The organism is Streptomyces sp. NPDC029122 (assembly GCF_055569445.1).
Genome location: NZ_JBVHWK010000004.1, coordinates 31,388 through 43,479, shown reverse-complemented (window position 1 = coordinate 43,479; position 12,092 = coordinate 31,388). Strand labels below are relative to the sequence as shown.

Annotated in this window: 9 protein-coding genes and 3 tRNA genes; 7 read left to right on the top strand and 5 right to left on the bottom strand. The window is 72.7% G+C overall.

The window, feature by feature from the left end:
- Window positions 1-121 precede the first annotated feature (121 nt).
- The 3 genes from ACZ4WZ_RS06780 to ACZ4WZ_RS06770 all read left to right on the top strand — a co-directional run bounded on the left by ACZ4WZ_RS06780 (window position 122) and on the right by ACZ4WZ_RS06770 (window position 4,067).
- A complete protein-coding gene (locus ACZ4WZ_RS06780) occupies window positions 122-439 on the top strand; it encodes a hypothetical protein (RefSeq protein ID WP_467886032.1) in 318 nt (105 codons plus the stop codon).
- A 165-nt stretch (window positions 440-604) separates the two neighbouring features.
- Window positions 605-2,683, top strand: a complete 2,079-nt coding sequence (locus tag ACZ4WZ_RS06775; protein ID WP_467886029.1) for a molybdopterin oxidoreductase family protein — start codon at window positions 605-607, stop codon at window positions 2,681-2,683.
- 238 nt (window positions 2,684-2,921) lie between these two features.
- Window positions 2,922-4,067, top strand: a complete 1,146-nt coding sequence (locus ACZ4WZ_RS06770) for an RNA polymerase sigma factor (RefSeq protein WP_467886026.1) — start codon at window positions 2,922-2,924, stop codon at window positions 4,065-4,067.
- Between the two features lie 67 nt (window positions 4,068-4,134).
- Here the strand turns inward: ACZ4WZ_RS06770 and ACZ4WZ_RS06765 are convergent, their stop codons facing one another.
- From ACZ4WZ_RS06765 to ACZ4WZ_RS06750, 4 genes are all read right to left on the bottom strand, one after another.
- A complete protein-coding gene (locus ACZ4WZ_RS06765; protein WP_467886023.1) occupies window positions 4,135-6,057 on the bottom strand; it encodes an ABC transporter ATP-binding protein in 1,923 nt (640 codons plus the stop codon).
- Window positions 6,054-7,787, bottom strand: coding sequence for an ABC transporter ATP-binding protein (locus tag ACZ4WZ_RS06760; RefSeq protein ID WP_467886020.1), 1,734 nt, complete (start codon window positions 7,785-7,787; stop codon window positions 6,054-6,056). Before ACZ4WZ_RS06760 ends, ACZ4WZ_RS06765 begins: the two co-directional genes overlap by 4 nt.
- Window positions 7,788-7,910: 123 nt before the next feature.
- Window positions 7,911-9,356: an FGGY family carbohydrate kinase gene (locus ACZ4WZ_RS06755; RefSeq protein WP_467886017.1), complete on the bottom strand. Its 1,446-nt coding sequence runs from the start codon at window positions 9,354-9,356 to the stop codon at window positions 7,911-7,913.
- 40 nt (window positions 9,357-9,396) lie between these two features.
- Window positions 9,397-9,696 carry a YtxH domain-containing protein gene (locus tag ACZ4WZ_RS06750; protein WP_467886014.1) on the bottom strand — a complete coding sequence of 100 codons (300 nt, stop codon included), beginning with the start codon at window positions 9,694-9,696 and terminating at the stop codon, window positions 9,397-9,399.
- Between the two features lie 146 nt (window positions 9,697-9,842).
- On the opposite strand from ACZ4WZ_RS06750, the gene ACZ4WZ_RS06745 reads away from it, so the two are divergent.
- The 3 genes from ACZ4WZ_RS06745 to ACZ4WZ_RS06735 all read left to right on the top strand — a co-directional run bounded on the left by ACZ4WZ_RS06745 (window position 9,843) and on the right by ACZ4WZ_RS06735 (window position 10,252).
- A tRNA-Asn gene (locus ACZ4WZ_RS06745) sits at window positions 9,843-9,915 on the top strand.
- Window positions 9,916-9,920: 5 nt separating this feature from the next.
- Window positions 9,921-9,993, top strand: a tRNA-Asn gene (locus ACZ4WZ_RS06740).
- Window positions 9,994-10,178: 185 nt separating this feature from the next.
- Window positions 10,179-10,252: transfer RNA gene (locus ACZ4WZ_RS06735), tRNA-Ile, on the top strand.
- 91 nt (window positions 10,253-10,343) lie between these two features.
- On the opposite strand, the gene ACZ4WZ_RS06730 is transcribed toward ACZ4WZ_RS06735, so the two are convergent.
- Window positions 10,344-10,568, bottom strand: coding sequence for a hypothetical protein (locus ACZ4WZ_RS06730; protein ID WP_467886011.1), 225 nt, complete (start codon window positions 10,566-10,568; stop codon window positions 10,344-10,346).
- A 425-nt stretch (window positions 10,569-10,993) separates the two neighbouring features.
- On the opposite strand from ACZ4WZ_RS06730, the gene ACZ4WZ_RS06725 reads away from it, so the two are divergent.
- On the top strand, window positions 10,994-11,980 hold the full coding sequence (locus ACZ4WZ_RS06725; protein WP_467886008.1) for a helix-turn-helix transcriptional regulator: 987 nt from the start codon (window positions 10,994-10,996) through the stop codon (window positions 11,978-11,980).
- Window positions 11,981-12,092 lie beyond the last annotated feature (112 nt).

Genomic DNA, 12,092 nt, shown 5'->3' with positions numbered 1-12,092 from the left:
CCCGGCGGCCGGGTGGGCCGGGTGGGCCCGCCTGCCCTGCCGCCCCCGGCGGCCCGGCAGGCCGGGCGGCGGGCGGATATCCGCGTGTGCCCCGCCGGTCCCCCGGGCTACCGTCCGGGCCATGCGACCGCCTGCGCCACCCCTCGTACGCGAAGTCCTGCCCGCGCTGATTGCCGAGCTGGTCCGCCTCCTGGAGGAGGAGGGGGAGCGCGACCTCGCCATCTGCGCCTACGACCTGCGGTTGTACGGGGAGTGCGGCTGCGGGGACGACTTCTGCCAGAGCCTCCGAACCGGCGCCCACGCCTCCGGCACCTCCGAGGTGCGCGGCGTCCACCTCCTGCCGGAGCGCGGCATGATCAACCTCGACGTGCTCCGCGGCCGGATCGAGTACGTCGAGATCATCGACCGCCCCGACCTGCGCCTCCCGCGGGCGCCCTAGCGCCCCCGGCCCCGGCCGCCCGGCGACCCCGCGCCGCCCCGGGCCGCGCCGACGGCGCCGACCCCGCACCCTCACCGTTCGCGGCGGGCCGCGATGAGGGCGAACACCCCCGCCCGTAACGCGGGCGCGCGGCCCGTGTAACACCCGACCCGCACCCTGGACCGTATGCACAGCTCCCCGGAAGCCACCGCCACCCACTGCCCCTACTGCGCCCTGCAGTGCGGCATGAACCTGCGCCCCGCCCCCGAAGGCGACGCGGTGACGGTCGAGGAGCGCACCGACTTCCCCGTCAACCGGGGCGCGCTGTGCGGCAAGGGCCGCACCGCCCCCGCCGTGCTCTCCTCCCGGGTACGCCTGACCGAGCCGCTCATCCGCACCCACGCCGGCGGCCCGCTCGTCCCGGCCACCTGGGAGGAGGCGCTCGACGCCGTCGCCGGGGGCCTCGCCCGCACGCGCCGTGCCCACGGCCCGGACGCCGTCGGCGTCTTCGGCGGCGGCGGCCTGACCAACGAGAAGGCATACGCCCTCGGCAAGTTCGCCCGCGTCGCCCTCGGCACCTCCCAGATCGACTACAACGGCCGCTTCTGCATGTCCTCGGCCGCCGCCGCGCACCAGCGGGCCTTCGGCCTCGACCGCGGACTGCCCTTCCCGCTGGAGGACGTCCCGCGCACCGGCTGCGTCATCCTCGTCGGCTCCAACCTGGCCGAGACCATGCCGCCCGCCCTGCGCTACCTCACCGAGCTCAAGGCCAACGGCGGCACCCTGATCGTCGTCGACCCCCGCCGCACCCGCACCGCCGAGCAGGCCGACCTGCACCTCGCACCCCGCCCCGGCACCGACCTCGCCCTCGCCCTCGGGCTGCTGCACCTCGTGGTCGCCGAGGGCCGCACCGACGAGGAGTTCATCGCCGGCCGCACCACCGGATGGGAGGACGCCCGGGCCGCCGCCATGGCCCACTGGCCCGAACTGGTCGAGCGCATCACCGGCGTTCCCGTGCCGGAACTGCGCCGGGCCGTTGAGCTGTTCTGCGCGCCCTCCTCCGCCATGGTCCTCACCGCCCGCGGACCGGAGCAGCAGTCCAAGGGCACCGACACCGTCGGCGCCTGGATCAACCTCTGCCTCGCCACCGGCCGCGCCGGCCGCCCGTACTCCGGCTACGGCTGCCTCACCGGCCAGGGCAACGGCCAGGGCGGCCGCGAGCACGGCCAGAAGGCCGACCAGCTCCCCGGCTACCGCAAGCTCACCGACCCGGCGGCCCGCGCACACGTGGCCCGCGTCTGGGGCGTCGACCCGCAGAGCCTGCCCGGCCCCGGCCGCAGCGCGTACGAACTCCTCGACGCCCTCGGCGGCGACGTCAAGGCCCTCCTCCTCATGGGGTCCAACCCGGTGGTCTCCGCGCCCCGGGCCGCCCACGTCGAGGAACGCATCCGCTCCCTGGACTTCCTCGCCGTGGCCGACGTCGTCCTCTCCGAGACGGCCGCGCTCGCGGACGTGGTCCTGCCCGTCACCCAGTGGGCGGAGGAGACCGGTACGACCACCAACCTGGAAGGCCGCGTCCTGCTGCGCCGCCGCGCCCTGACCCCGCCGCCCGGGGTCCGCAGCGACCTGGAGGTCCTGCACGGGCTCGCCGCCCGGCTGGGCGTGGAGAAGGGCTTCCCCACCGACCCCGAGGAGGTCTTCGGCGAACTGCGCCGCGCCTCCGAAGGCGGCCCCGCCGACTACTCGGGCATCTCCTACGCCCGCATCGAAGCCGAGCAGGGCGTCTTCTGGCCCTGCCCCGAAGGCTCCCCGGGACAGCCCCGGCTCTTCCTGGACCGCTTCGCCACCGACGACGGCCGGGCCCGCTTCACGGCCGTCTCGCACCGCGACGCCGCCGAGGTCCCCGACGCCGAGTACCCGCTGCTGCTCACCACCGGCCGGGTCGTCGCCCAGTACCAGTCCGGGGCGCAGACCCGCCGCGTGCCCGAACTCAACGCCGCCGCACCCGGCCCCTTCGTGGAGCTCCACCCGCGCCTCGCGGCCCGCCTCGGCGTGACCGACGGCGCCCCGCTCGCGGTGACCTCCCGCCGCGGCCGTGCCGTCGCCCCGGCCCGCGTCACGGACACCGTCCGCGCGGACACCGTGTTCATGCCGTTCCACTGGCCCGGCGAGGGCCGTGCCAACACCCTCACCAACCCGGCCCTGGACCCCGTCTCGCGCATGCCGGAGTTCAAGGTCTGCGCGGTCCGGGTGGAGCCCGCGTAGCCCCGCCCCGGACGCCGTACGGCCGCGGATGACGGCCGCCTCTTCCGGACGGCCCGAGGACGGGCCCGAGGACAGTCCGAGGACGGCCCGAGGACGGCCCGAGGACGGCCCGAGGACGGCCCGAGGACGGCCGCCGGCTCGGACATGCGTCCGGTCCGCATCGGGGTTCCCGCCAAGGGGTAACCATCCGTCACGCGGCGGGCTCAGAAAGTGCCCGCACGCCCCTCGTGGCAGCGATGTGTCGTACCCCACACTGAGGTGCGGTGCCACCGTCCTCGGAGCCCTGGAGGTCGCCCCCGTGCAGACCCAGACCCTGACCGTGAACGCGAGCCGCCCCGCGGACGACGCCTCCGATCCGGATCCGGAGGCCGAGACCGTGGAAGACGCCGGGGACGAGGAGCCCGAGGTCCTCGAACTCATCGCACCGGTGCCCCCGCAGCGCTCGCGCGGCCGGGACGGCGGGACCGGGGCCGGGCCCTCCGCGGACCTCTTCCGCCAGTACCTGCGCGAGATAGGCAGGATCCCGCTGCTCACCGCCGCCGAAGAGGTCGAACTCGCACGGCGGGTGGAAGCGGGCCTCTTCGCCGAGGAGAAACTCGCCGGCGCCGCCGACCTCGACTCCCAGCTCGCCGTCGACCTCGACAAACTCGTGGTCATGGGCCGGATGGCCAAACGCCGCCTCATCGAGTCGAACCTGCGGCTCGTCGTCTCCGTGGCCAAGCGCTACGTCGGACGCGGACTGACCATGCTCGACCTGGTCCAGGAGGGCAACCTCGGACTCATCAGGGCCGTCGAGAAGTTCGACTACGCCCGCGGCTACAAGTTCTCCACGTACGCCACCTGGTGGATCCGGCAGGCGATGTCACGGGCCCTCGCCGACCAGGCCCGCACCATCCGCGTCCCCGTCCACGTCGTCGAGCTGATCAACCGCGTCGTCCGCGTCCAGCGCCGCATGCTCCAGGAACGCGGCTACGAACCCACCGCCGAAGAGGTCGCCGTCCACCTGGAACTGACGCCCGAGCGGGTCCTGGAGGTGCTCCGCCTCGCCCAGGAGCCCGTCTCCCTGCACGCCCCCGTCGGCGAGGAGGACGACGTCGCCCTCGGCGACCTGATCGAGGACGGCGACGCCGCCTCCCCCATGGAATCCGCCGCGTTCTTCCTGCTGCGCGAGCACCTCGAAGCCGTGCTCTCCACCCTCGGCGAACGCGAGCGCAAGGTGGTCCAGCTCCGGTACGGGCTCGCCGACGGCCGGCCCCGCACCCTGGAGGAGATCGGCCGCATCTTCGGCGTGACCCGCGAACGGATCCGCCAGATCGAGTCCAAGACCCTCGGCAAGCTGCGCGACCACGCCTTCGCCGACCAGTTGCGCGGCTACCTCGACTGAAACGGGCAGGGGGCGCCCCGAAGGACGCCCCCACCCGCACGGCCGGAGCCGCGGCCCGCGCTCCCGGTCAGTCGACCTCGGCCACCGCCTGCGCGAACTGCGCCGCGTACAGCCGCGCGTACGCGCCGTCCGCCGCCAGCAGCTCCTCGTGCGTGCCCTGCTCCACGATCGAGCCGCTCTCCATCACCAGGATCACGTCGGCGTCGCGGATCGTGGACAGGCGGTGCGCGATCACGAAGGACGTACGGCCGTGCGCCAGGCGCGCCATCGCCTTCTGGATCAGCACCTCCGTACGGGTGTCCACCGAGCTCGTCGCCTCGTCGAGCACCAGGATCACCGGGTCCGACAGGAACGCCCGCGCGATGGTGATCAGCTGCTTCTCGCCCGCGCTGACCCCCGCGCCCTCGTCGTCCAGCACCGTGTCGTAACCGTCCGGCAGGGTGCGGACGAAGCGGTCCGCGTGCGCCGCCCGCGCGGCCTCCTCGATCTCGGCGCGCGTCACCTCGCGCGAGGCACCGTAGGCGATGTTCTCCGCGATCGTGCCGCCGAACAGCCAGGTGTCCTGGAGCACCATGCCGATCCCGGCGCGCAGCTCCTCGCGGGTCATCTTCGCGATGTCCACCCCGTCCAGGGCGATCTCCCCGCCCGTGACCTCGTAGAACCGCATCAGCAGGTTGACCAGCGTCGTCTTGCCGGCGCCCGTAGGGCCGACGATGGCGACGGTCTGGCCCGGCTCCACCGACAGCGACAGGTTCTCGATGAGCGGCTTGTCCGGCTCGTAGCGGAAGGCCACCTTGTCGAGGGTGACCTGGCCGCGCAGCTTCTCCGGACGCTCCGGAACCTCGACGTCCGGCTCCTGCTCCGGCGCGTCCAGCAGCTCGTAGACCCGCTCCGCCGAGGCGACGCCCGACTGCACGAGGTTCGCCATCGACGCCACCTGCGACAGCGGCATCGAGAACTGGCGCGAGTACTGGATGAAGGCCTGCACATCACCGATCGACAGGCTGCCCGAGGCCACCCGCAGACCGCCGACCACCGCGACCAGCACGTAGTTGATGTTCGAAATGAAGAACATCACCGGCTGCATGATGCCGCTGACCAGCTGCGCCTTGAAGGAGGCCCGGTACAGCTCCTCGTTCTGCTCGGCGAAGACCGCCGCCGACTCCTTCTGCCGCCCGAAGACCTTCACCAGCGCGTGGCCGGAGTACATCTCCTCGATGTGGGCGTTCAGCGCGCCCGTGCTCTTCCACTGCGCCACGAACTGCGGCTGCGACTTCTTGCCGATCTTCGCCGCGACCACCACCGAGAGCGGTACGGTCACCAGCGCGACCAGCGCCAGCAGCGGCGAGATCCAGAACATCATCACCAGCACGCCGACGATCGTGAGCAGCGAGTTCATCAGCTGGCCCATCGTCTGCTGGAGGGTCTGGCCGATGTTGTCGATGTCGTTCGTCGCCCGGCTCAGCACCTCGCCGCGCTTCTGCTGGTCGAAGTACGACAGCGGGAGCCGCGACAGCTTCGCCTGGAGCTCCTCGCGCATCCGGTACACGGTGCCGTTCATCACGTGGTTCGACAGCCGCGTGGCGACCAGCATCAGCAGGCCCGCGAGGGTGAACACCACCAGCGCCCACAGCGCCATGACCCCGACGGCACCGAAGTCGATGCCCCGCCCGGGGGTGAAGTCGGTGCCGGACAGCATGTCCGCCATCCCGCCCCGGCCCTCGTCGCGCAGCCCGTCCAGCGCCTGCTGCTTGGTCAGGCCGTCCGGCATCTGCCGGCCGACGATCCCCGCGAACACCAGGTCGGTGGCCTCCCCGAGGATCTTCGGCCCGACCACCGCGCAGCCGACGCTGCCGACCACGGCCGCGACCATGCCCCCCAGCTTGGCCCGGTCCTGCGCGAGCTGACCCAGCAGGCGCTTGCCGGACCCCTTGAAGTCCATGGACCGCTGGCCCGGCCCCGTCATCATCCGTCCTCCGGGCCCGCTCATGCGGCCTCCGCCTCCGTCAGCTGGGAGAGCACGATCTCCCGGTAGGTCTCGTTGCCGGCCATCAGCTCGTGGTGACGCCCCTCGCCCACCACCTGGCCCTCGTCGAGGACGATGATCCGGTCGGCGTCGCGGATCGTGGAGACCCGCTGGGCGACGATGACCACCGTCGCGTCCTCGGTCTCCAGGGCGAGCGCCGAGCGCAGCGCCGCGTCCGTGGCGTAGTCCAGGGCCGAGAAGGAGTCGTCGAAGAGATAGATCTCAGGACGCTGCACGAGCGTCCGGGCGATCGCCAGACGCTGGCGCTGGCCGCCGGAGACGTTCGTCCCGCCCTGGGTGACGGGCGCCTCCAGCCCCCCGTCCAGCTCGGACACGAAGTCCTTGGCCTGCGCCACCTCCAGGGCCCGCCACAGCTCCTCGTCGGTCGCGTCCGGGCGCCCGTAGCGCAGGTTGGAGGCGATGGTCCCGGAGAAGAGGTACGGCTTCTGGGGGACCATGCCGACCGTCCGGGCCAGCAGCTCCGGCTCGATCCGGCGTACGTCCTCCCCGTCGACCAGCACCTCGCCGCCGGTCGCGTCGAACAGCCGGGGCACCAGCCCCAGCAGTGTGGACTTGCCGCTGCCGGTGGAGCCGATCACCGCGGTGGTCTCGCCGGGGCGGGCCACCAGGTCCACCCCGCGCAGCACCGGGGCCTCGGCGCCCGGGTAGCGGAAGTCGGCGCCGCGCAGCTCCAGCCGCCCGCGCCGGGCGAGCGTACGCACCGGGTCGGCGGGCGGGACCACGCTGGACTCGGTGTCCAGGACCTCCTGGATGCGCTCGGCGCACACCTCGGCGCGCGGCACCATCATGAACATGAAGGTCGCCATCATGACGGCCATCACGATCTGCATCAGGTAGGCGAGGAAGGCCGTCAGCTGGCCGATCTCCATGCCGCCGCCGTCCACGCGCATCGCGCCGAACCAGATGACGGCGACGCTGGAGATGTTCACGACCAGGATGACCACGGGGAACATCAGGGCGAGCAGCCTGCCGGAGGCCAGCGAGACGTCCGTCAGCCCGGTGTTCGCCCTGCGGAAGCGCTCCTCCTCGTAGCCGTCGCGGACGAAGGCGCGGATGACGCGGTTGCCCGTGATCTGCTCCCGCAGCACGCGGTTGACGACGTCGAGGCGGTCCTGCATCTGGCGGAACAGGGGCCGCGTCTTCCAGACGATCGCCCCGACCGAGACGCCCAGCACGGGCACCACCGCGAGCAGGACGGCCGACAGCTTCACGTCGAGGGAGAGCGCCATGGCGATACCGCCGACGCACATGATCGGCGCCGAGACCATCAGGGTGAAGGTCATCAGGACCAGCATCTGGACCTGCTGGACGTCGTTCGTCGTACGGGTGATCAGCGACGGGGCACCGAACTGGCCCATCTCCCGCGCGGAGAAGCTCTGCACCCGGTCGAAGACGGAGGCCCGGACGTCGCGGCCGAGAGCGGCCGCGGTGCGGGCCCCGTAGTAGACGGCGCCGGCGTTGCAGACGAGCTGGACGAGGGAGACCGCGAGCATCAGCGCGCCGAAGCGCAGGATGTAGCCGGTGTCCCCGTTGACGACACCGTCGTCGATGATGTCCGCGTTGAGCGTGGGCAGGTAGAGGCTCGCACTGGTCTGCAGGAGTTGCAGCAGCACCAGTGCGGCGATGGGTTTCTTGTACGGACCCAGATGGGTCCGCAGCAGTCGTATGAGCACGCGCAGGCTCCGGTAGGCAAGATCGAGGGGGGTTCACTCCATCTTGTGCCAACCGGCGGCCCGATCCCTACCGCTTTTCGCAAAGCCGGGTCAAAAGGATGAGGCCACCGTGCGGCCCGCGGCCTAGAACCCGAACGCCCCCGGGTGCAGCTGCTCCCGCGTCGTCACGTACTGCTGACGGACGGCCTGCCAGGCCGGGTAGTCCTCGCCCGGCTCGAACACCTGGGCCGGCGGGGCCGGCCACAGCGGCGGGACGTGCGGGGCCAGCGTGCCCTGCCGCACCCCCAGCGCCCAGGCCGCCTGACGGGCCGCGCCCAGCGCCGCGTAGTCCGCCGGAGCGGGCACGACCACCTGCGTCCCGAACAGCCCCGGCGCGGCGGCCTGCACGGCGGGCAGCTCGGCGGCGGCCCCGAGCAGGAACACCCGGCGGATCTGGGCGCCCCGGTGCCGCAGCACGTCGAGGGCGTCGACCAGCCCGCACAGCATGCCCTCGAAGGCGGCCCGCGCGAGGTGCTCGGGCTTCATGGAGTCGCGGCGCAGCCCGGACAGGGTCCCGGCGGCGTGCGGCAGGTTAGGGGTCCGCTCGCCCTCCAGGTAGGGCAGGAGCACGAGCCCGTGTGCACCCGGGGTCGACTTCAGCGCGAGCGCGCTCAGACCCTCCAGGTCGGTGCCCAGCATGTCGGCGGTGCCGCGCAGGGCCCGTACGGCGTTGGACGTGTTCACCACCGGCAGGTGCATGCCGGCCGCGTCGGCGAGGGAGGTGATCAGACCGCCCGGGTCGGACAGCGCCTCGTGGTGCACGGCCATCACCGAACCGGAGGCCCCCAGCGAGACCACCGCGTCCCCCGGGCCGATGCCCAGTCCGAGCGCGGCGGCCGTGGTCTCCCCGGTGCCGGCGGAGATCAGCAGCCCCTCGGGGGTCATCCCGGCGGCGTCGGCGGGGCCGAGCACCTCGGGCAGCAGCGCCTGGTGCCCGAGCGCCAGCTCGACCAGGTCGGGGCGGTAGGAGCCGGTGGCCGCCGACCAGTAGCCGGTGCCCGAGGCCCCGGCCCGGTCGGTGGTGCGGCGCGCGGGCCGGCCGAGCAACTGCCAGACGAGCCAGTCGTGCGGGGACAGCACCACCGCGACCCGGCGCGCGGCCTCCGGCTCGTTACGGGCCAGCCAGGCGAGCTTCGTGATCGGCTGCGCGGCGTGCGGGACGGAGCCCACGGCCGCGACCCAGGCGGCTTTGCCGCCGAGCGCCTCGACCAGGTCGACCGCGGCGACCTGACCGCGCTTGTCGTTGCCGACCAGGGCGGGGCGGATCAGCGCGCCCTGCGCGTCCAGCGGCAGCACGCCGTGCTGCTGCGCGGAGACGCCGATGGCCTGCACGCCCTCCAGCAGCCCGCCCCCGGCGGCTTCGCCGAGGGAGAGCAGCCAGGCCTGCGGGTCGGTCTCGTGGGGGACGGTCTCGCCGGTGGGCTGTGGATGGGGCGCGTAGCCCTGGCGCAGCACGGCCCCCGTATCCGCGTCACAGACGACGATGCGAGTGAAGGTGGAAGAGCTGTCCAGCCCGGCGACTATCCCCATGCGGAGAATTCTGCCGCACGCCGGGCCGGACCCGACCGCCTCAGGTGTTGCTCGTGCCCCATTCGTCCTCGGTGCCCTGCCCGCGGTCCCGCAGCGACCGCACGTGCTTCGCCACGGACTCCGGCACGACGTCGCCCATCTTGTCGCCGACCACCGCGAACGCCTTGCCCGCGAACTGCCGTCCGGTCTGCCCGGCGGTCTCGGCGGCGTTGCGGACCGCCGGGTTCTGCGCGATCCGCCGGGCGGACTTCTTCATCTCCTCGTACCGTTCCCGGCCCGCGGCCGTGCCCAGCACGTACCCGAGGGCCACTCCGGTGAGGAACGTGACCTTGTAGCGCATGCCTGCCACCCTTCGTTTGTCTCGGTGCCCGGCCTGCTGCGATACCGATTGGCGGAGCACCCCCCTGCTTGCGCTAATCTATGACTCGCAACGGGCGCTCGCCCCCCGGCAAGGCCGGAGGTGGGCTGTTCGGTGCACCGCAGCAATCCCCTGTAGCTCAATTGGCAGAGCAGCCGGCTGTTAACCGGCAGGTTACTGGTTCGAGTCCAGTCGGGGGAGCGCGGTCCCCTGTAGCTCAATTGGCAGAGCAGCCGGCTGTTAACCGGCAGGTTACTGGTTCGAGTCCAGTCGGGGGAGCAGGAAGAGGAGAGGACCCGGGAGGGTCCTCTTTCTTTTTGCCCTGTTGCGGGGAACCGGGCAGCCTTCGGCGCGGTCTCTCTGAACAAGCGCAGCCGATCATGCGGGGCATCCGAGGCAGGAGATCGTATGAGCGGCTATGCTGCGGCAGACGGCGCGCACACATGTACGCGCCACGCCGTAAAGGGGCGGTAGCTCAGCCGGTTAGAGCAGCGGACTCATAATCCGTCGGCCGTGGGTTCGAGTCCCACCCGCCCCACCGCAGGCCGCAGGTGCAGAAACGATCGCACCTGCGGCTTCGGCGTTTTCTGGGGCGGGGCGGGCGGGCGGGCAGGGCAAGGGGCCGCGGGTCAGTCCCAGCCGATGGTGCGCTCGTCGGTGGCGGCGGAGTCCCAGCCGATCGTCCCGGTGCCGGCCGCCCGGACGGAGTCCCAGCCGATGGTGCCCGGGGCCGTGGCCGCCCGGACCGAGTCCCAGCCGATGGTGCCCGGGCCGGCGGTGACCGCGACGGCGGCGGTGCAGGACAGCAGAGCGGTGAGGCCGGCGGCAGCGATCAGGCGAGCGGTGCGAGACATGGAATCCCCCTGGAACACGAGCGTTTTCGGTGCGGTGTGGATGGGTGCGCTGCACCGGTCCGGCCTTTCGGCCCTGGCCTGGGGTGGGGCTCCGTGCCCCGCCGTCCCGGTGATCACCATCCTGCGGGGCGCCGTATAGAGGGAGAAGAGGATTCCGGTGGCACCAAGGTGACAGGCACCAAGGTGCCGACCCGATGGCCCCTACGGGATCCGGCCAGATCCGCTGCGCCCCCGCGGGCGTCACCGAGGCGCCCGACGGCTTCCGGCAACCGGTCGTTCCACCGGCCCGCGACGCCCGGCCGCCGAGTGGGAGCGGGCTCGGGGGACAAGATCGAAAGAGACTGCCTATGGCCCGACCTGCGCACCTTTAGGATCAAGACACGGCGGAACTCATCCGCCGGGACCAACAGCCGGGGGGCACGAGCATGCTGGAAGCTTTGGGACTGGACACCCTCGTAGAGGCCGTCTATCGGGAGATGCTCGCCGATCCGACGGGCGGCGTGGCCGAATTGGGTGCACGGCTGGGCCTCACGGAGGCGGAGGTGCGCGAGGGGCTCGACCGGCTCGTCGACCTCGACCTGCTCGCCCCGTCGCGGGACCACGCGGGCGGGTTGCGGGCCGTCAGCCCGGAGGCGGGCCTGGAACAGATCCTGCGCCGCCAGGAGGAGGAACTGGTCCGCCGTCAGCAGGAGCTGGCGGCGAGCAAGGCGGCCGCCGCCCGCGCGGTCGCGGAATTCGCGGGACTGCGCCCGAACACGGAGTCCGACGGCGCCGAACGGCTGGTGGGCCTCGACGCCATCCAGGTCCGGCTGGAGGTCCTCGCCCGCAGCCTCACCGTCGAATGCCTCTCGATCATGCCGGGCGGCGCCCAGTCCCAGGCCAGCCTGGACGCCTCGCGGCCGCTGGACGAGGACGCACTGCGGCGCAAGGTCCAGCTGCGGTCGGTCTACCAGGACAGCGTGCGCAACGACCCCGCCACCCTGGCCTACGTGCAGTGGGAGACCGACCTCGGGGCCCAGGTGCGCACCAGCCCGGTGCTGCCGCCCCGCCTGGTGATCTTCGACCGGAAGACCGCCGTGGTCCCCATCGACCCCGCGAACTCCAAGCTAGGCGCCCTCTGCACCACCGCCCCCGGCATCGTGGCCTCCCTCGTCAGCCTCTTCGAGCAGACCTGGGAACAGGCCGTCCCGCTCGGCGCCGCCCGCGAGCACCCCGCCGAGGACGGCATCACCGCCGGCGAACGCGAACTGCTCAAGCTGCTGGCCTCCGGCATGACCGACGAGGCCGCCGGCAAGCGGCTCGGGGTCTCCCTGCGCACCGTCCGCCGCCAGATGGCCGCGCTGATGGAACGCCTCAACGCCAGCAGCCGCTTCGAGGCCGGCCTGCGCGCCGCCCAGCGCGGCTGGCTCTGAGGGGTACCGGGGGGGGGGGGGGGGGGGGGGGGGGGGGGGGGGGGGGGGGGGGGGGGGGGGGGGGGGGGGGGGGGGGGTGTGCTTTATCCCGCTTTTCTGGCGGGGCGTTTGT